At 39.6% G+C, this 19,605-nt stretch carries 15 protein-coding genes and 1 pseudogene; 13 read left to right on the top strand and 3 right to left on the bottom strand.

Annotated features, from left to right (window positions below; translation table 11 throughout):
• The first annotated feature begins 9 nt into the window (after window positions 1–9).
• From BO15_RS0101340 to BO15_RS0101310, 8 genes and pseudogenes are all read left to right on the top strand, one after another.
• Window positions 10–2,052 carry an FAD-dependent oxidoreductase gene (locus BO15_RS0101340; protein ID WP_052169703.1) on the top strand — a complete coding sequence of 681 codons (2,043 nt, stop codon included), beginning with the start codon at window positions 10–12 and terminating at the stop codon, window positions 2,050–2,052.
• A gap of 147 nt (window positions 2,053–2,199) precedes the next feature.
• A complete protein-coding gene (locus BO15_RS0101335; protein WP_052169702.1) occupies window positions 2,200–2,703 on the top strand; it encodes a DUF1097 domain-containing protein in 504 nt (167 codons plus the stop codon).
• Between the two features lie 153 nt (window positions 2,704–2,856).
• Entirely contained in the window at window positions 2,857–3,957 is a 1,101-nt protein-coding gene (gene buk, locus BO15_RS0101330; RefSeq protein ID WP_033151718.1) for a butyrate kinase, read from the top strand.
• A 159-nt stretch (window positions 3,958–4,116) separates the two neighbouring features.
• Window positions 4,117–5,433, top strand: a pseudogene (locus tag BO15_RS0101325) (thiolase family protein); the annotation flags it as partial.
• The gene (locus BO15_RS13900; RefSeq protein WP_207641085.1) at window positions 5,413–5,880 is read left to right on the top strand and encodes a Zn-ribbon domain-containing OB-fold protein; all 468 of its coding nucleotides are present in this window, start codon (window positions 5,413–5,415) and stop codon (window positions 5,878–5,880) included. The pseudogene BO15_RS0101325 and the gene BO15_RS13900, both read left to right, overlap by 21 nt.
• Before the next feature lie 121 nt (window positions 5,881–6,001).
• The gene (locus BO15_RS0101320) at window positions 6,002–6,241 is read left to right on the top strand and encodes an acyl carrier protein (RefSeq protein ID WP_033151717.1); all 240 of its coding nucleotides are present in this window, start codon (window positions 6,002–6,004) and stop codon (window positions 6,239–6,241) included.
• A gap of 1 nt (window position 6,242) precedes the next feature.
• A complete protein-coding gene (locus tag BO15_RS0101315; RefSeq protein WP_033151716.1) occupies window positions 6,243–7,247 on the top strand; it encodes a phosphate acyltransferase in 1,005 nt (334 codons plus the stop codon).
• Window positions 7,248–7,249: 2 nt separating this feature from the next.
• On the top strand, window positions 7,250–7,636 hold the full coding sequence (locus BO15_RS0101310) for a holo-ACP synthase (RefSeq protein ID WP_033151715.1): 387 nt from the start codon (window positions 7,250–7,252) through the stop codon (window positions 7,634–7,636).
• Between the two features lie 45 nt (window positions 7,637–7,681).
• Here the strand turns inward: BO15_RS0101310 and BO15_RS0101305 are convergent, their stop codons facing one another.
• Window positions 7,682–8,722 carry an AraC family transcriptional regulator gene (locus tag BO15_RS0101305; RefSeq protein ID WP_157752293.1) on the bottom strand — a complete coding sequence of 347 codons (1,041 nt, stop codon included), beginning with the start codon at window positions 8,720–8,722 and terminating at the stop codon, window positions 7,682–7,684.
• Between the two features lie 180 nt (window positions 8,723–8,902).
• Here BO15_RS0101305 and BO15_RS0101300 point away from each other — a divergent pair, with 180 nt between their 5' ends.
• The 3 genes from BO15_RS0101300 to BO15_RS0101290 all read left to right on the top strand — a co-directional run bounded on the left by BO15_RS0101300 (window position 8,903) and on the right by BO15_RS0101290 (window position 12,990).
• Entirely contained in the window at window positions 8,903–11,488 is a 2,586-nt protein-coding gene (locus tag BO15_RS0101300) for a glycosyl hydrolase (protein ID WP_033151714.1), read from the top strand.
• Between the two features lie 103 nt (window positions 11,489–11,591).
• Window positions 11,592–12,473 (top strand): ParB/RepB/Spo0J family partition protein, encoded by an 882-nt coding sequence (locus BO15_RS0101295; protein ID WP_033151713.1) that lies wholly within the window; start codon window positions 11,592–11,594, stop codon window positions 12,471–12,473.
• 16 nt (window positions 12,474–12,489) lie between these two features.
• The gene (locus tag BO15_RS0101290) at window positions 12,490–12,990 is read left to right on the top strand and encodes an HAD family hydrolase (RefSeq protein WP_081828671.1); all 501 of its coding nucleotides are present in this window, start codon (window positions 12,490–12,492) and stop codon (window positions 12,988–12,990) included.
• 33 nt (window positions 12,991–13,023) lie between these two features.
• On the opposite strand, the gene BO15_RS0101285 is transcribed toward BO15_RS0101290, so the two are convergent.
• On the bottom strand, window positions 13,024–14,565 hold the full coding sequence (locus BO15_RS0101285; protein WP_033151712.1) for a DUF5597 domain-containing protein: 1,542 nt from the start codon (window positions 14,563–14,565) through the stop codon (window positions 13,024–13,026).
• 161 nt (window positions 14,566–14,726) lie between these two features.
• Window positions 14,727–15,551, bottom strand: a complete 825-nt coding sequence (locus BO15_RS0101280; RefSeq protein WP_033151711.1) for an AraC family transcriptional regulator — start codon at window positions 15,549–15,551, stop codon at window positions 14,727–14,729.
• Between the two features lie 140 nt (window positions 15,552–15,691).
• Here BO15_RS0101280 and BO15_RS0101275 point away from each other — a divergent pair, with 140 nt between their 5' ends.
• Both BO15_RS0101275 and BO15_RS0101270 read left to right on the top strand, forming a co-directional pair.
• Window positions 15,692–17,914, top strand: coding sequence for a glycoside hydrolase family 3 N-terminal domain-containing protein (locus BO15_RS0101275; RefSeq protein WP_033151710.1), 2,223 nt, complete (start codon window positions 15,692–15,694; stop codon window positions 17,912–17,914).
• Window positions 17,914–19,536, top strand: coding sequence for a glycoside hydrolase family 43 protein (locus BO15_RS0101270; protein ID WP_033151709.1), 1,623 nt, complete (start codon window positions 17,914–17,916; stop codon window positions 19,534–19,536). The genes BO15_RS0101275 and BO15_RS0101270 overlap by 1 nt, the downstream gene beginning before the upstream one ends.
• Window positions 19,537–19,605: the final 69 nt, after the last annotated feature.

Raw genomic sequence — 19,605 nt, 5'->3', positions numbered from 1 at the left:
AGAAAAACCATGAAATTTGAACACTTAATGAGTCCAATGAAAGTTGGAAATGTAACTTACAAGAACCGTATTGTAAGTGCGCCTATGGCATTCGGATTAATTGTACAGAATCCTGAGGCAAGAGATTTTACTTATCGCAAGCTTGAGAGCGGCGCAATCGGCGGTAACGCATGCGTTATTGTTGGCGAGACAGATGTTAACTTCAGAGATGCTGTTCGTATTCCAGGCTTTAGACCATTCGACTTTGCTAAGCCAGAGGAAGATATGGAAACTTTCAATGCCGTTGCAGAGTATGCAAAAAGAATTAAGAGCCATGATTGTATCGCTCTTGCAGAGCTTGTTCACTGTGGTAAGGAGAAGGTTCCTTTCAGACCAGAGGAAGAAGCAATCGGACCAGTAGAATGCACAAACTTAGCAGGTGTACATGTACGTGCTATGAACGAAGATGATATGGCTCGTATAGCAAATGATTTTGCTGTAGCTGCAACTTATATGCAGAAGGCAGGCTTTGATGGTGTACTTATCCATGGTGGTCACGGATTCTTATTTACACAGTTCTTAAGCCCACTTATGAATACAAGAACAGATGAATACGGCGGATCGCTTGAAAACCGTGCAAAATTCCCAATTCAGATTATCAAGGCTATGCGTGAAGCAGTAGGCCCTGACTTCTTAATCGAGCTTCGTATCGATGGAACTGATCACCAGCCAAATGGTATCACACCAGAGGAGACAGGTAAGTTTATCAGCTGGGTTGAGGATTACATTACATCTGTTCACGTAACATGTGGTATTTACGAGGATTCAGTTAAGTCTGGTACAGAAAGCTCTATGTTCCATGAGCACGGTCTTAACATCGAACCAGCTTCTATTATCAAGAAGTATACAAAGCTTCCAGTTGGTGCAGTTGGTGGAATTAACTCACCAGAGATGGGTGAAAAGGCAATCGCTGAAGGTAAGATTGATTTCATTATTCTTGGCCGTCAGATGCTTGCAGATCCAGAGTTTGCTAACAAATGTAAGTGTGGTGAAGAGGATTGCATCAGAAGATGTTTACGCTGCTACCTTTGTTTCCCAGGTTCACCTGAGGAAGGATACACAGACTTACCATTCACAAGCGAGGAGCTTGCTCTTTATGTAGGTCATTGTAGAATCAATCCTCTTGCACATTTACCATTTGACCCAGCTACACTTCCAGCTGCAACAAAGAGCAACAAGGTTCTTGTAATTGGTGGTGGCCCTGCAGGTCTTCAGGCTGCAATCACAGCATTCGACAGAGGACATAAGGTAACTCTTGTTGAGAAGAAGGGAAATCTTGGAGGACTTCTTTACTTCACAGATATCGATGTTGATAAGCCAGACCTACGTAACTTCAAGAACGTACTTATCCGCGAAGTTGAAAAGCGTGATATTGATGTTCGTCTCAATACAGAAGTTACACCAGATTTCATTAAAGAGTTTGGGGCAGACACAGTAATCATTGCTACAGGTTCACTTCCATCATGCCCACCAATTAAGGGTATCGAGAATGCTCATCAGGCTATGGAAGTTTATGATGGAGAGCTTAAGGTTGGCAAGAAGGTTGTAATGATCGGTGGAGGACTTGTAGGTTGCGAAACTGGATTACACCTTACAAAGTTAGGTCATGAAGTAACAGTTGTTGAAATGCTTGACCGTGTTGCAAACGAGGCATTCGGTAGCTACCGTGAAGCTCTTGTTTGGGAGATGGAAAACTATGGCATGAAGACAATGCCAAAGACAAAATGTCTTGAAATCTTACCAGATGGAGTAAGAGTTGAGAATGCTGATGGAGAGCAGACACTTGAGGCAGATACAATTCTTTTTGCACTTGGTATGAAGACTGTTCCTTACGATGAATTAAAAGCTGCTGCAGGCGATGCAGAGGTATTCGTTGTAGGTGATTCAATCAGACCAGGTCAGGTTGATCAGTGTACTCGTTCTGGATATCTTGCAGCTGTTGATATTGCAAAGCCAGAAAACTTCGTAGATCACGAGTACAGAGGAATTATTGATAAATATTGCAACAAGTAAATGTTGCTGATTGCGGTCAGATGCCTTTAGGGCATCTGACTTGCAAAATATGAAAAGATATAAAACTAATAAAAATATAATTTGCTCCATTTTGAACCTAAACTAATTTTGCAATAAAAAATGGAAGCTAGAAATGGAGAGTATTTTATGAAAGAAAAATGGATTAATGCTTTAACATTAGCATTTACAGTAGCTTTACTGCCACCAATTTGGGCAGTTTTATCCCCTTACATTGGAGTTACAGTAGGGGCAGTTGCACTTATTTGCGCAGGTCTTTTTGCTTGTCTTGGAAATGACATTAAGAAGGCGATACCTGTTACAGCAGGATTTCTATTGGGAGATGCTTGGGCGGTTATCGCACTTACAATAATGGCTCATTCAACTCTTAATCCAAATCTTACACTTTACCTTACTCTTTTTGTTATGGGTGGACTTGCAGTCATCTTTGGAACAATCGGAGAGAAAGTGATTTTTGTTCCTGCATGGTTAGCAGGATGGGCAATCGGTCTTACAATTATGGGTCCTATGGACATTGCAACAGTTGGTTTTATGCCATTGCAAATCGCAGCAGCAATGGTAGCAGGTGTTTGGTATGTAGGAGTTATTGGAGACTTGTTCCAAAAAATGCTTGTAAAAAATCTAAAAAAGTAGAATGCAACACATAAAAGTGAATTATTGCAAAAGACCATTTTGAAATCTTTATTATGCAAAATATGCAAAAGATATCTTAGTTTACAAATATGATAATTTCAAAATCGAAATTAGAATAATCATAAATCAAGAAATGATTATTAGGAGAATAAAATGAGTTATAAGGTTTTAACAATCAACCCAGGCTCTACTTCCACAAAGATAGGTTACTTTGATGGAGACAAATTAGAGTTCTCGGTAAACGTATCACATGACGCAGCAAAGCTGGCAGAATTTGCCAGTATCAGTGATCAACTTCCTTATAGAAGAGATTTAATTCTTGAGGAAATTAAAAAAGCCAACATCGATTTATCTCAGGTAGATGCATTTGTTGGTAGAGGTGGCGGACTTCTTGCAGTAGAAGGCGGCACATACAAAGTAGATGAAACAATTCTTGATCATGCAAGAAGAGGAGCAAATGGAATCCAACATCCAGCTCAGTTAGGTTCTCAGCTTGCAGCAGAATTTGCAAATCAGTATTCAAAACCAGCATTCGTAGTAAATCCACCAGACACTGATGAATTTATTATCGAAGCAAGAATGACAGGTATCAAAGGTGTATACAGACAATCACATTTACATGCTTTGAACCTTAAAGAGACAGCAATCAGACATAGCAACCTTAATGGTGTGAAGTATGAAGATAAGAACTACGTTGTTTGCCATATTGGCGGTGGCGTATCAATTTCAGCACACCGTAAAGGAAAGATGATTGATGGAAATGACATTGTTACTGGAGATGGCCCAATGGCTCCAACTCGTTGTGGCTCAATCCCAGCAGCACAGATGATTAGATATGCTTATGATCATCCAGATAAAAAAGAAACATTGTCACTTACAACAAAGACAGGTGGTTTTGTTAGCCATTTAAATACTTCAGATGCCTTGGAGGTCTTCAACAGAGCAGAGGCTGGAGATAAAGAAGCAAAATTAATCTGGGACACAATGACATATCAGATTATCAGATACATTGGCTCTATGGCAGCAGTCCTTCATGGACAGGTAGATGGAATTTTACTTGGTGGTGGAATGGTTCACAACAAGAAGTTAGTTGCTGATATTACAGAGGCATGTTCTTGGATTGCACCAGTAACTGCCTACCCAGGAGAATTCGAGCTCGAGGCTATGGCTGCAGGAGCAATTCGTGTTCTTGACGGCGTAGAAGAAGCGAAGGTATACACAGGTGAACCTTGTTGGACACCAACCTCGCTATAGCCGTCTTCATCGAATACGACTTTATAGCTAATTAAAGTATTTAAGTGAGCTAGTAGCTATCAAGCTCTTAGATCTCTCAAGTGAGACGTGTTGTCGAACGGAGAGATACTAAGGCTTGATAGTGTAACTAGCGGAGTAGAATGTTAAAGGAGAATAGAGATGAATCAGACTAAGATTAATAAGTATTCAAGAAGCGTCTCAATTGTAGGCGTTAGTTGCACTCCATTTATGAATACGCTTGATAATCCAGAGACTGCTGGATTAACTGAAGGCGAAATGTTTGGATACGCAGCTCTTAAGGCAATGGAAGATGCAGGTGTTGAACCTAAGGATGTAGATTATTATTTCCATGGTGAGGCTAGCCCTCTTAACGGTTCTAACTACATCACACCAAACGTACAGGTTGCTAACTGGTTTGGTATGAAGGGCAAAGGCTCTATGCATCATTCAGAGGCTTGCTGTACAGGTTATCTTGCACTTGAAATCGCAGCAAACGCAGTCGCATCAGGTAAGTATGATTGCGTACTTACAGGTGCAGTAGAATTTGGTGATGCTGTACCAACACCAAGTGAAAGTGTTGAACAGCCAAAGCACCCATACAAGAGAGACAAGATGACAATGGATAAGTTCTTGAAGACAACTTCATGGATTTATGACAAGACATATGCTAGACCACTTATGGCACCAATGGAACTTATCTATGATGACTGTGCTGAGGACTATGTTAGAACACGTGGAATCACTCCAGAACAGATGGATGACACATTAAATCATATGGCAATCAACAATAGACATAATGCAGTTCATAATCCTCTTGCTATTACACATGAGGAGTTTGAGGATATTGCAAAGGAGAAGGGCTTTGATGATGTAATGGATTATATGAGAAGCCCATACAATCCAAAGTCTGGTGATTTCCTTAGAATGGAAGGAATCGAGCGTAAGTGTGACGGTGCAGCAGCTTGTATCGTAATTGCAACAGAGAAAATTCCAGAGCTTTGCAAAAACTTGAGACATAAGCCAATTGAAATCATTGGTATTGGTAGTGCTGCTTGTGAAGCATCAACACCTCACTTTGAAATCAACGCAACTAAGGAAGCTGTTCGCCAGGTATATGAGCTTACAGGAAAGTCAGGAGATGATCTTGATATCTTCTTCGCAAATGACTTTATTATTACATCTCATCTTTATGCAGCTGAAATCGCTGGATACTTACCATACGGTGAGGGCTGGAAATATATTTGTGATGGAAGAACAGCATTTGATGGTGACAAGCCAATCAATACAAACGGTGGACGTACTTCATTTGGTCATGCACATGCAGCTTCAGGTCTTGCAGACGTTTATGAGTGCTGTATGCAGATGCGTGGTGAGTGCGGTGAACACCAGGTTAAGAAGCTTCCTAAGACAGCAATGCTTAGAGGTTACGGCGGTTCTCAGAATGTAGCAGCTATCATGCTTGAAACAGTAGATGATTTCGAACCATCTAAGGAGCCAGCTAAGGAGTCACATCTTAAGCTTGAAAAGGTTGTTCAGACATATTATGAAGGCTTAGAGCAGGGCAAGTTACTTGGTAGAAAGTGTAAGAGATGTGGAGCTGTTGAGTTCCCACCAGTATACGCTTGTAATACTTGCGGTTGCGATGACACAGAGTGGGTTGAGCTTAGCGGTAAGGCTGTTATGAAGTCTATAGTTCTTCCAGCGCCACTTTCATCAAAGCCTGAGTACAAGGAAAGAATGGGCAAATATGCTTATGGCGTTATCGAGACAGAAGAGGGCGCTGAATTTAATGGTGTAGTTATTGGAATTAGCAAGAAGACACGTCCAGAGCTTTTGGATAAGCTTCCACTTCCAGTACATGCAAAAATCATCGACAGAGATGGTGGATTCAAAACTGTAGTCTACGAATTAGACGAACAGTAATTTTATTATTTAGATGAGGCAGTAGTGCACAAGCTCTTAGATTTCTTAAGCGAGACGTGTTGTCGAGCGAAGAAATACTAAGGCTTGTGTGCGTAACTGCCGGACTAGGAGGATTAGAAAAATGGAAAGAAAAGAACTTGAGGCACAGATTATTAAGATGGTAGCACAGTGCTACAACGCAGATGAGGCAAAGCTTAGCGTAGATTCAGAATTTGGTAAGGATATCAGTGGAACATCAGTAATGATGGTTGGACTTGTATCAGAAATCGAGAATGAGTTAGATGCAATGATTCAGCTTGCAGATGCTGCAGCTTGCAAGACAATCGGAGATCTTGTTGATAAGGTTGAAGAGGAACTTTAAGATGAGTGTACTTGATAAGATTTATGATAAGGCCAAGGCTAACCCACAAAGGGTAGCCTTCCCAGAGGCCGAAAATGAAAAGATGATGCAGGCCGCTTATGAGTGTGGACAGGAAGGTTATATCGTTCCTGTACTTGTAGGTGATGCTGCAAAGATTAAGGAACTTGTAGCTGAAAGAGGCTATGATGAATCCGTATTTACGATAGTTGATATTGCAGAGGAAAGCTACAAGAATGAAATTATTGCAAAATATGTAGCTCTTCCAAATACACGTCTTAAGGAGAAGGCTCTTGGACGTCGTATGGAAAATCCTCTTTATTATGCAATGGCTATGCAGGCTGTTGGAGAGGCAGATGTTACTTTCGCAGGTATCGACAATACAACAGGAGATGTTCTTCTTGCAGGTCAGATGATTATCGGACTTAAGGAAGGCATCAGCACAGTTTCATCTATTGGACTCTGTGATATTCCTGGATTTGAAGGAAGCGAAGGTCAGCTTCTTGCAGTTGGTGATAGTGCTGTATGTACAAATCCATCAGCTGAACAGCTTGCTGATATTGCAATTTCTGCATGTGATACAGTTAAGGGACTTCTTGATTGGGAACCAAGATGTGCAATGATTTGCTATTCAACACTTGGATCTGGTCAGGGTGAGCTTATTGATAAGGTTAAGGAAGCCCTTGCTATAGCAAACGAAAAGCGTCCTGACCTTGACATTGATGGAGAATTCCAGCTTGATGCAGCAATTGTTCCTGCAGTAGCTGCAAAGAAGGTTAACCGTGAAAGCAAGGTTGCAGGTAAGGCTAATGTACTTATCTGGCCAGACCTTAACGTAGGAAATACAGCTGTAAAACTTATTCAGCAGTTTGGTCATGCAGATGCTTATGGCCCTATGCTGCAGGGATTCAACAGCATTGTATGTGATTGCTCAAGAGGGGCACCTGTTTCAGAAATCAAGGGTAATGTTGTTATTTCTGCAGTACGTGCCATGGGACAGAAGAAGTAATTATGTCAAATGTCTTAGGGGTCGGAATAGACCTAGTTTCGATAAGTGAAATACATAATCTGGACGAAAGACTAAACGGGAGCTTCGTCCGACAAACATTTACAGACAGGGAACTGAAAGATGCAGACTCCTCACTTGACTATTATCAGTTCCTTGCTGGAAGGTTTGCGGTAAAAGAGGCTGTCTACAAAGCAATTTGTGGCAGCTTTACAGATATAAACTTTGATTTCAGACGGGTGGAAACAATCAGACAATCCAATGGCGCACCAAAATTCATATCAAATGAACAACTCCTTAAGATTCTTAAAACAATAGGCGCCACAGATGTGAAAATTTCCATCTCAAATCAAGGGGATTTAGCAATTGCTATAGCAGAATTAATAAGTTAAAGAAAATCACGCTGAGACATTTATTAGTGTTTCAGCGTGATTTTTTTATTTTACAGCCGATGAATTTGAGAGCTTTGTTTTAATGTAGGCTTTAGGTGATATGCCGTAATAGGCTTTGAATTTTTTGCTGAAATGACTGGAATCAAAGCAGCCCACCTCAAGTGCAATATCGGTGAGATTTGTTTTGCCATTTTTCAGGATTTCCAAGGCATGCTCCATCTGCAATTCGGTGATGATATTTGTAAAGCTTTTACCGGTGGTTCTATGGATAAGGCGGCTAAGATACGCGGTGGAATATCCAAAAAACTGGGCGGTGCCGTCCAAAGTGGCAGTTTTGTAGTTGATGCTTAGATAGCCTAGAATAGCTACCATCAGGTTGTTCTGTGATTGAGATTTCAGGTTTGGTACAATAGCTTTCATTTCGTATTCACGTACCAGATGAAGCAGGAATTCCTGGGTGAGAAGGCTTATGGAATACTCATAGGCATGTGGCTTTTGTACCGCTTCCGATAGCAGATGTATGGCTATTTCCTTTAACCATTCATCATGGCCTGTAGGAAATAAAATGTAAGGGCTGTTATCCCTTTGATATATGATATTTTCCAGATAATTTACAAGTACCTTGCCGCCTCTTATCAGACTCAAAAAATTCTGGTCGAAATAATCCTTGTTCATCATCAGATTTAATATCACGGAATCATCGTTGGCGCAGGATAGTGCATGGATGGAGCTAGGTGTCATGATGCACACATCACCAGTATTCATATCAAAGGAATACCCCTCAAAGCAGTTGGTGCAGTGGCCGGTGGCAACATAGACTATCTCCACATAGTTGTGATTGTGCAAAACAGGATAGCTGTAGCGGCGATGTCGTGTGATGCATACATTTGAGCTACTTTGTACATCGCTTATGGTGACACCCTTCTTGTTTTCACTTTTATCTAAAAAATAATGGGAAGTAGAGGTAATAACTATTTTGCCCTGGTCGGCTAAATCCAGGTATTCGCCAATGGGGATGGCTTTTGACCATAGACTGTGATCAGAGCTTAGATAGGCTGCTCTGCAGAGACGTTCTTCTTCATCCATAGGCAATTCCTCAAAGTTTTCGTATCTCAAATCTTACCATTCTCCTTCTGTTTTCATAACAGTAATGATATCACAAAATGTCAAAAATTTACATGTTTGGGGCTAAACATATACAAGCTAATAACATGCCGGATGCCGTATTATCATGACATGAAATGGTTACATGGAGGATTTGTTGTGATGAAAGATAATCATATTTTTCCATTTTTATGGATGCGTGGTGAAGATGAAAATATAATCAGAACAGAAATCGAGAAAATCAATGAGGCTGGTATTAAATCAGTTTGCTTAGAGGCGCGTCCTCATCCTGAGTATGCAGGTGATAAATGGTGGCATGATGTAGATATCGTCATTGACGAAGCAAAAAAGCGTGATATGACAATCTGGATTTTAGATGATGCACATTTCCCAACAGGAATGGCAAATGATGGCATGAAGAACCAGCCGGAAAAATGCAGACGTTATTTATTTACACAGTTTGTTGATGTGGCAGGCCCACTTCCACAGGGACAGGTGGATGTTGAGCTTCTTACTACAAGACAGTTTACATGGCAGGATTTTGGCAAGCAGTTCTCAGAGCCAATATATGATGAGACAAAGCTGATATCTGTTACAGCTTACAAGGTCAACAAGGATGACGAGCTGACAGGTGAATACATAGATTTAACTGATAAGGTTAAAGATGGTTACCTTACAGCAGATTTCCCTGCAGGAGTATGGAGAGTATTTGTCACTTTCTCAACTACAAAAATAGGTCCAAAGCTTGACTACATCAATTATATTGAGGATGGTTCAGTTCAGGTGCTTATTGACGAGGTTTATGAAAAGCATTACGCAAGATACAAGGACTTATTTGGTACTGTAATTGCAGGATTTTTCTCAGATGAGCCTGGCTTTTACAATTCAGAGGGCTACGGTGGAATGAAAATCGGAGACCATTCTACCTTACCATGGGGACAGGAATTGGAAGGCTTGCTAAAGGAAGAGCTAGGAGATGACTTTGGACTGAAGCTGCCACTTTTATTTGCAAAGGATAGCAAGGACGAATATCGCAGCCTTAGAGTGTCCTATATGAATATGGTGTCAAAGCTCTATTCAAAAAATTTCAGCTGCAAGCTGGGCGATTGGTGCCAGGCTCACGGAGTTCAATACATTGGTCACATCGTAGAGGATTACAACAACCACATGCGCCTCGGTGCCGGTGTTGGTCACTATTTCAGAGCCATGAAGGGACAGGCTATGGCAGGTATCGACAATATCGGCTATCAGCTTATGCCAGGCAATGACATGGTATGCCGTCACACTGGTTTTTCCGATATAATACCAGATTTATTCCATTATCAGGTAGGAAAGCTGGGAGCATCCGATGCAGCTATAGATCCTGCAAAAAACGGCCGTCTTATGTGTGAGACCTTCGGTGCATATGGATGGAGACTAGGTGTACGTGATATGAAATGGATTGTGGATTATCAGGTGGCTCAGGGTGTAAATTATTTTGTTCCACATGCATTTTCAATGGCTGAATACCCTGACAATGATTGCCCGCCACATTTCTACGCAAGAGGCAACAACCCTCAGTTCAAATATTTCTGTCATCTTATGAAATACACAGACAGACTGTGCAACCTGTTTTCAAATGGACAGAACGTACCACAGGTAGCTGTGCTATACGAGGCAGAATCAGACTGGGCTGGAAATACAATGTTTGGTCATGAAATCGGACGTGAGCTTCTTACACATCAGCTAGATTTTGAATTTATTCCAGCAGATGTATTTGTAAACAAGGATTACTATGGCTGCAAGGTTGAAGAGGGCAACCTTATCGTAAATAACAGGAAAATGAAAGCACTCATAGTTCCTGAGTGTGAATATATTTCTAAAACAGCTGCAAGCTTTATTGTGGAGAATCCTCAGCTTAAGGTGTTTTTTGTAAATTCAAGACCACTGGGCATTGCAGAAAATGATGATGTAGCTTTACTTGAGAAGGTGTTGATGTCAGGAGAGGTTTTCGAGCTTTCAGCATTGTCCGCAGAGCTTACAAAAGCAGGTATTAAGGATGATTTGGTTCTTTCTGAAGCAAATAATAATCTTCGCCAGTATCACTATAAAAAGGATGGCAGAGATATCTATTTACTTGTCAATGCATCTGTTAGTGATACGATTGAGGGAGATATTGTATTGCCGCAGGCTGAAGGCTATGGCTGCTACGATGCAATGAAGGATGTGGTTACGAGGCTTGAGACTGCTGATGGCAAGATGAAGCTTAAGCTTAGACCATACGATTCAATTATCGTATTTACGAATCCAGATAATTGTGTAGAGCCTGAAGCTGAAAAAACTGTTAACACAGTGATGGCTTTAGATACCTTTGATGTACAGCTTAATCAAATAGCCTGCGATACTCCACGATATGAAAAAGCCTTCAAGCTACAGCCTATTTCAAATGTGTACAGAGATTTCTCAGGCGAGCTAGTGTACACTACAGAATTTGATGTAGATTCAATTCCATCTAAGGTGACATTTTTCGCTGAGCATGTATATGAGTGCATGACTGTAGAATTAAATGGAAATGAGTGTGGATACAGGATTACTCCACCTTATGAAGTGGATATTACAAAAAATATTGTCCAGGGAACTAATAAATTAACTGTAAGGGTTTCAACAACAGCCTTAAGAGATGCCAATACAAAGCCTGGCATTTTTGGAAAAGAGAGAAGCATCATCGAACCAACTGGTATGTTTGGTGAGGTGCAGGTGAGATTTTAGATTATCAGTGGAATGAAGCGTTTACCATTTCTTCACTATTTTCTTTTTTAAGTGTGATATTATACCTCCATAGGGAGAATCAGACGATAGTGTGAGGCAACCTATGAACAAAAGTATTGGTGTAGCGTTTGAACAGTATATAGCTGATGACATTGCAAAATACGCTGGAGTTACAATGCCTGTTAAGGCAGGTTTTTTTAATCGTATTATGGTGACGAAAGCCTTGTGCACAGCTCTTCATCCTAATCCAGATGATGAGTTTTCTATTCCATCCGTGGGACCAAGCTACCGAATTATTTCAGAATACGAAAAGAAATATATTTATAATTCAAACCACAGTATGAATTATTTTGATGGCGAAGAGCCTATCATGGTAGAGAAAATCAGACCAGATGGATATATGATTTTAAATGGTCATCATAGATGGGCAGCAGCTCTTAAATTAGGATATGAGAAGATTCCTATTCAAGTCATAAATGTGACTCGCAATCAGGAGATAAAGGATATTATCAAAAATTCGAAGCATGACAAGAGAGTTACTTTGGATTTAGATGAGGTTGTTTTCTGGAATCCTAATAATGGTCCTGCTGAAAATGATTTGCCATTTCCTCTTAATAAGTTTTACAAGGATAAGCTGAGATTAGGAATACCAGCTTTATTCAGGATGTTGAATCAAGCTGGCTATGATATTTGGGTATATAGCTCAAAGTTTTATGCAATGGAGTATATAAGGGCATTGTTTAATAAGTACCATGTTCATGTGACAGGAATTGTAACTGGCACATCTAAAAGAAAACAAACATCCCAAGAAAAAAATGAAATGCAGGATTTATATGTTAAAAAGTATTTATTTACATTGCAAATAGATAATGACTCAGTTTTTATGATGGATAATGTGAGAAAAGAATTTCAGGAGTTTACAATTGATAAAGGCATAAATTGGTCAAAATCAGTTATGGATATTATTAAAGAAATTGATGCCTAATAATGAGGGCAAAGGGATGAATAAAAAGAAAAATCACGAGGAAAAGATGAGGGTTTCCTTTGATTTGGATGAGGTGTTGTTTGTTTCACCAGACCATTTCAAAACGGAGCCACCATTAAAGTTCCCCTTAAATATTTTTTATAAAGAAAGACTCAGACTTGGTACACCAGATTTGATAAATGAATTGCAGCAGCTGGGGTACGAAGTTTGGATTTATACGTCTTCCTTTAGACCGGAGAAATATATCAAAAGACTATTTAAGCATTACAATGTCCATTTTGATGGTATAGTAAATGCTCAGCGTCATCTGAAGGAAGTACAGCAGGGAAACAAAGATATACTTCCTCAAAAACTTCCGAGCAAATACAGAATTTCTCTTCACGTAGACGATGAAACTGTGGTATGCTCGTTGGGGCCTCAGTATGGTTACACCACATACAAGCTTGAGGCGGAGGATGATAACTGGAAAGAAAAAATAATAGAAAAAGCAGAGCATATAAAGCATTTGCCCAAATAAAAGCACGCATCATTGCGTGCTTTTTGCTATTTATTAGTACTTATATAATTCAAGCATATAGACCGATGGCATATTTCCAAATCGGATGGCCATTTTTTCGTCTCCGTTTAACAATTTATCAGAAACGAACTGGCCCTTTTCAATATGACCCGCTTCAAGCTTGAGAATGCCGGCAGTTTTGCCCTCTCCAATTTTCACTGAAAAATCTGCTGAACATTCTAAGCCAATTAAAAGGAATTTGTTTTCTTCCAGCTCGAAAACTGAAAAACTTCCTAAAGGCTTGCCTGACATTCTAGGTGAATATCCTATTTTAAAATCGTAGTTGGAGCATTTTACATAGCAACCATAATCATTTTCACCATGACGAACGAAAGATTGTAGCTTATTTGTTCCACGATATTTAAGATAGAGTGGTTCTAATTCGTCAAGCAATTTATAAGTTGCAGAAAGTGCTTCTTTACTTCCGTGAGTGTCAAAAGCAGATGGGTCGATATTTAAAGCAATCATTACTTCCATAGGTGGCTTATCAACAAGCTCAGGATCAAGTGCTAATTCCTCGATGCCAAATGGTGAAAAGCATACAGCGTTGTGATGTAGCTGAGCATATAAAGCGTAAGATGATGCAACTGCATCTTTTCTGATTTCTGGTACAAATAATGCATTGTCAGCTGAAGTATATTCATCAAATATGTCTGCGCAATATGGTACATAAATATCTGGTGCTAATGTAAACAAAGATGGCGCCAAAGCCTTCCAAATTTTGTGGACAGATTTGTTAGGACCACCTGAAGGGTATGAGCCTGGGTACCAAGGATACTGCTTCAACCATGCATTGGCGTAGCATGGAAGATTGTATTCCTTTTGGCCTGCAGCAGTGATTTCCTCTACAGCCTTTGCAAAATGATATGCCATAAAGTATTCTTCTGCATCATCATTAAATGCTTCCTTCCAGCTTCCAGTTACTTTATAAAGCTTTTCAATTTCAGAAGGAACGTTACAGTCGAAATTCTTATTTGCAATTTCAGAATAGTCTCTTGCAGTTTTAAGAAGTCCTATTTCATTTTCCACTTGCATAGCAATAACAGTACATTCATTTTCATCAATTGATTTAATGTGGCTCATTATTGCTGTAAAGGCTTTTTTGTCTGCCTCAACTGCTTCGTGACATAAAGGAGATACAGTGTTGATTTTGTCTCCATTTACCTTTTCAGCTAAGAAATATTTATCTGGATTTTTCTTTATCCAGCTTGGAACATACATGGACTCTGCATTCTTCCATAGTCCAAACCATAAGAAAACAAGTTTGGTGTGCTCAATTCTTGCTTGTTTAATGATTCCATCTATCAAGGTAAAATCAAATCTGCCTTCTTCCGGCTCAATACATTCCCAATAAATTGGTACAATTAAAGAATTGAGATTAAGTTCTCTGATTTGTGGCCAAATCTGGTTTTCCATCTCTGATAAAGTAGATGCACTAGAATTGTGAATCTCTCCGCTGTGCATGAAAAATGGCTTACCATCAACGTATAATGTGCCAATGCCTTTTTCATCAACTTTAAATACTGACTTGCTCATAAAAACCTCCTGATAACCCTGAATTAATCAGGGCAAATATATAATAAACTCTCCCCTGTACTTAATAATTTAATATCAAAAAGGTTGTGGTTCAATCTTAGGTATCTAACGTTGATGGTAAAATATTAATGTATTGTATAACAATTTGTTTAGACCATAAACTACATTAAATGACTCATGCGATACTGGTTAGGTGTAAGACCATATTGCTTAAGAAACACCTTGCCAAAATAGCTTGCACTGCTATAACCGCAATTTTTGGCAAGCTCGTTGACAGACATTGATGGTTCCTGAACAAGCAATATTTTGGCATGTAGAAGACGAATGCCATTTAGGTATTTAACAATAGTAAGTCCGGTATGCTCTTTGAAGATATTGCAAAGATATTCTGGCGTTCTAGATGTAACTTGAGCCAATGTATCCAAGGAAATATCCTCACTGTAGTGGGATTCCATGTATTCAATGACATGGGTAATAATGGGATTTCCATAGTCAGCAGAGTCGGAAACAATATGTGTTAAGGAATAGGTCAAATCTGTAAGTAAAGCATATGTTTCCTGAGAAAGAAGCATATGTTTGTGCGGACTGTTTTGTTCTGATATTTCAAGAAGCTTTTGGTGGTGAGCTTCAAGTAATTCGCGATTGCTTAGAAGGTATGCTCCTGATGAGCTGATTTTTAAAGCCCTAAGCAACAGTGGAACAATGCTTCCGTTAAATCCAACTATATCCAAAATCCATTTTCCACCGGTGCTGTGATATTCGTGGGGAGTGTTTTTTAGAATGATGAAACACTGACCTTTATCGATTATATATTTTCGATTATCTAGTATTAATTCACCCTGTCCTTCTTTGCAGTAGAGAATCTGATTTATGTTGATTCCGTGCATTCTGTAAACAGGTTCCTGATCATGATTATGCCCCAATAGAACTAGCTGTAATGGGATGGTGTCATACTCTTTTTTCTTATATTGAAATGATTTAATCATAGCTGCCTCGCGTATCTTAAAAATTTACCATATATATTACTATGATAATATTGAGGGTCTAAAATCGTCAAGTTATACTGTATTTATATAAGAAATAAAAGCCTTAGAAATTGGCGTAAAAAATGATTTTGGGGGACAAAATGAAGTTAAATGTTGAACAAAGGGAGTTTGTTGAAGAGTTACTTGAAAAAATGACTCTTGAAGAGAAAGTTGGTCAGCTAAATCTTGATTCACCATCTATAGTTGGTGGCTTTGATGTGCCTTTCGAGGAATTGATAGAGATGGTGACAGATGGCCGCATGTCTCAGGAAGAGTTTGGAAAAATAATGGCTACTGCTGAAAGAGATTTCCATGAGGATGATATCAGAGCAGGAATGGTCGGAGCTATTATGGGAAATGACCCAGTAAAAGCTAATGAGCTTCAGAAGATTGCTGTGGAGGAAACCAGATTAGGAATACCTCTTTTAATGGGATTCGATGTTATTCATGGTCTGAGAAGCGTGTATCCAATTGCCATTGCCGAAGCAGGAAGCTTTGATGATGACTTGATGGAACGCACAGCAAAAATGGCAGCAAAGGAATCTAGAGCATACGGCATTAACTGGAATTTTGCACCTATGCTTGATGTTGCACGAGACTCAAGATGGGGACGAGTTTCAGAAGGACCAGGAGAGGATCCTTATCTTGCAAGCAATTTTGCAAGAGCCAAAATAAAGGGACTTCAAAATAACACTGAATCTACAGAAAACTATGTTGCCGCATGTACCAAACATTATGTAGCCTATTCTGCTTGTGAGGCAGGACGTGATTACAATACAACATCCATGTCTACATCACAGCTATACAATGTTTATCTTCCACCTTTTAAAGCGGCGATGGAAGAAGGCGCATGTTCTGCAATGGCATCATTCAACGACTTAAATGGCGTGCCATGTACAGTAAACTCATATACTTTGCGAGATATTCTAAAAGACAAATTTGGTTTGGAGGGATTTGTTGTAAGTGATGCAAACGGAATTCGTGAATGCGTTACTCACGGTGTCGCAGAGGATGATGGGGATGCTGGCATCAAAGCTCTAAATGCAGGCCTTGATATGGACATGGGAACTAGAATTTTTTATAACCATATTGCTCAGGCAGTAAAAGACGGCAAAATTCTTATGGAAACACTTGATGATGCTGTTAGAAGAATACTTAGTGTAAAGGTATGGCTGGGACTTTTTGAAAATCCATATGTATCAAAGGCTGTAATTGACGAATATGCCAAGGCTCTGCCTAAGGAACACAAAGATTTATGTCTAGAAGCAGCAGAAAAATCGATTGTTTTACTAAAGAATGAGAATGGAATTTTGCCACTTGGTAAAGAGCGTAAATTTACACTTGTTGGTGAACTTGCAGACAGAGCAGATGAAGTGGTTGGGGCTTGGTCTCTGGGATGGGAAATTGATGACTGTGTTTCAGTAAAACAAGGTCTTGAAGAAGCTGGAGCACAGTTTGAATATTACCCGGTATGTGGCCCAGAAAGTGATATTGATGAGAATGAACTTAGAGCGGCAATTGAATCTGATTCAGAAATAGTAATAGCAGTTGTTGGCGAATATAAAAGCATGAGTGGAGAAGCATCATCAAAGGCGGATATTACTTTGCCGGGCAATCAGCAGAAGATGCTGAAAAAATTGGTGGCTGCAGGCAAGCAAGTAATAGCAGTATTGATGAATGGCCGCCCACTGGCACTTGGATGGGAAGCTGAAAACTTACCAGCCATAATTGAAGGATGGCATCTTGGAATTCAAATGGGAAATGCTATTGCAAAGGTGATGTTTGGAGAGTGTAATCCATCAGGAAAGCTTTCTAGCACATTTTCATCTGTAAACGGCCAGGAGCCAATGTATTACAATCATCCAAACACAGGACGCCCAGGCTCAAAGAGCAAATTCACATCCAAGTATCTAGATGCACCTGTGGAGCCATGTTTCCCATTTGGATTTGGTTTGTCTTATACAACCTTTGAATACAGTAATCTAAAGGTGGATGAAAATGGTGATGAAATCTCGGTTTCAGTGATGTTAAAAAACGCAGGAAACTATGATGGTACAGAAGTGGCTCAGCTATACATGCAAGATGTGACTGCAAGTTTAGTTCGACCAGTGAAGGAGCTTAAGGGATACAAGCGTGTAACGCTTAAGAAGGGGGAATCTTCAAGAATAGATTTTACACTCCGTAAATGCGATATGGGATTTTATGATAATCAGGGTAAATACACTTTGGAAGATGGATTGTTCCGTATATACGTAGGAGGTAATTCCAAAGATGTTCTTGATACAGAGATATCAGTTAGTTTTAGAAATGGAGAAGTTAAATAATGTCATATAAGTTACATAATCCAATTATACCTGGATTTTATCCAGATCCATCAATTATTAGGGTGGAAGATGATTTTTATATTGCAGTATCAAGCTTTGAATTGTATCCAGGAATACCTATTTTTCATAGCAAGGATTTAGCTCATTGGGAGCAGATTGCAAACGCAATGGGACCTAATAATGGGTTCCATATGGAGAAAAACTGTGGTGTGGGTGGTGTTATGGCACCTACATTACGTTATCACAAGGGCACTTACTATATAATCAACACAAATTTTGCAGACAAGGGTAACTATATTATTACTGCAACTGACCCTAAGGGACCATGGTCTGAGCCTCATTGGCTGGATGATGTTCCTGGCATAGATGCATCGATATTTTTTGATAATGATGATAAGTGTTATGTGATGGGCACTGGAGATTGCTGGGACAATGGAACAGGCCACATGGAAAGAGGAATTTGGGTTGCTGAATTTGATATTGATAATTTCAAACTAAAATCAGAGCCATTCACAATATTTAATAGTGCTCTTAGAAATGCCGCCTCTCCTGAGTCTCCTCATTTGTATCACATAGGAGATTACTATTATTTGATGATTGCTGAAGGAGGAACAGAACACTATCATTCTGTGGCAGTTGCTCGCTCAAAAGAGCTGTTTAGCTTTTTCGAAGGAAATCCAGCAAATCCTGTTCTTACTCACAGACATATGGGATTTAGATGTCCAATTACAAATGTTGGACATGCAGATTTGGTGCAGCTTCAGGATGGAAGCTGGTATGCTGTAATGCTGGCGTCTCGACTTATTGATGGAGAGTTTAAAAACCTTGGCCGAGAGACATTTATCTGTCCTGTTATTTGGGAACGTGATTGGCCTGTCTTCGCACCAGAAACTGGCAAGGTAGAGTGGGAGTATGAGGGACCAAATTCACTTGCAGAATGTGCGGTTAAAACACATGATTCAATTGTAGAATTTGATACCGATGAACTTCCTCTTGATATGATTTTCTGGGGACAGCCCAAAGACGACATTTGGAAGATTGAAGATTCAAAGCTAAAGCTAAAATGCATTCGTCAAAAATTAGATGATGACATGAGGCAAATGAGTTTTGAAGTGGAGCTTTCAGAGGATAATTATGTATCTTTCCTTGGTAAAAGACAGACAGGCATTAATCAGTCTTTCTCGTGTGAAATGAACTTTACTGCAAAGGGATACGAGGCAGCTGGTCTTGCATTATCTCAAGCATTCAATCATCAGCTGTTAATAGCAAGATGTGAGGAAGCTGGTGAGCAGATGCTAAAGGCAATTGTTGTAACATCAGACTATGAGATTCCACCATATATCCCTGGCTTTACCAGTAAAACAAACAGAAATGTTGTGGCGTCAATACCGTATAACAATAACACTGTTGTACTTAAGCTTAAAATGGAAGGCGAAGATTTCACAGTTTATTATGGTGAAAGTGAAAATGATTATAAGGAACTATGCAAGGTTGATGGCAGCGTAATTAACCCAGAAAAGGTTGGTTGCATGACTGGTACGATTGTCGGTATGTTTGCAACTGGAAATGGATTTGATAGTAACAACTGGGCTGAGTTTGACTGGTTTAAAACCGAAGAATAATTTATTGTTTGCCTAAAGAAAATATTTTTTATATACTCAAAAGGACCAATGGTTATTGGTCCTTTTGTT

The organism is Pseudobutyrivibrio ruminis HUN009, from assembly GCF_000703005.1.
GTDB classification, from domain to species: Bacteria; Bacillota; Clostridia; order Lachnospirales; family Lachnospiraceae; genus Pseudobutyrivibrio; species Pseudobutyrivibrio ruminis_A.
Note: the sequence above shows the minus strand (reverse complement) of the source record. Positions and strands in the feature narration are given on the sequence as shown.

Excerpts from the sequence above, each read along its gene's own strand:
- BO15_RS0101300 (WP_033151714.1), top strand. The coding sequence starts at position 8,903 with ATGAAAGATAATCATATTTTTCCATTTTTATGGATGCGTGGTGAAGAT.
- BO15_RS0101315 (WP_033151716.1), top strand. The coding sequence starts at position 6,243 with ATGAGTGTACTTGATAAGATTTATGATAAGGCCAAGGCTAACCCACAA.
- BO15_RS0101340 (WP_052169703.1), top strand. The coding sequence starts at position 10 with ATGAAATTTGAACACTTAATGAGTCCAATGAAAGTTGGAAATGTAACT.
- BO15_RS13900 (WP_207641085.1), top strand. The coding sequence starts at position 5,413 with ATGCTTGAAACAGTAGATGATTTCGAACCATCTAAGGAGCCAGCTAAG.
- buk (WP_033151718.1), top strand. The coding sequence starts at position 2,857 with ATGAGTTATAAGGTTTTAACAATCAACCCAGGCTCTACTTCCACAAAG.
- BO15_RS0101295 (WP_033151713.1), top strand. The coding sequence starts at position 11,592 with ATGAACAAAAGTATTGGTGTAGCGTTTGAACAGTATATAGCTGATGAC.
- BO15_RS0101320 (WP_033151717.1), top strand. The coding sequence starts at position 6,002 with ATGGAAAGAAAAGAACTTGAGGCACAGATTATTAAGATGGTAGCACAG.
- BO15_RS0101305 (WP_157752293.1), bottom strand. The coding sequence starts at position 8,722 with ATGGATGAAGAAGAACGTCTCTGCAGAGCAGCCTATCTAAGCTCTGAT.
- BO15_RS0101290 (WP_081828671.1), top strand. The coding sequence starts at position 12,490 with ATGAATAAAAAGAAAAATCACGAGGAAAAGATGAGGGTTTCCTTTGAT.
- BO15_RS0101310 (WP_033151715.1), top strand. The coding sequence starts at position 7,250 with ATGTCAAATGTCTTAGGGGTCGGAATAGACCTAGTTTCGATAAGTGAA.
- BO15_RS0101280 (WP_033151711.1), bottom strand. The coding sequence starts at position 15,551 with ATGATTAAATCATTTCAATATAAGAAAAAAGAGTATGACACCATCCCA.
- BO15_RS0101270 (WP_033151709.1), top strand. The coding sequence starts at position 17,914 with ATGTCATATAAGTTACATAATCCAATTATACCTGGATTTTATCCAGAT.
- BO15_RS0101285 (WP_033151712.1), bottom strand. The coding sequence starts at position 14,565 with ATGAGCAAGTCAGTATTTAAAGTTGATGAAAAAGGCATTGGCACATTA.
- BO15_RS0101335 (WP_052169702.1), top strand. The coding sequence starts at position 2,200 with ATGAAAGAAAAATGGATTAATGCTTTAACATTAGCATTTACAGTAGCT.
- BO15_RS0101275 (WP_033151710.1), top strand. The coding sequence starts at position 15,692 with ATGAAGTTAAATGTTGAACAAAGGGAGTTTGTTGAAGAGTTACTTGAA.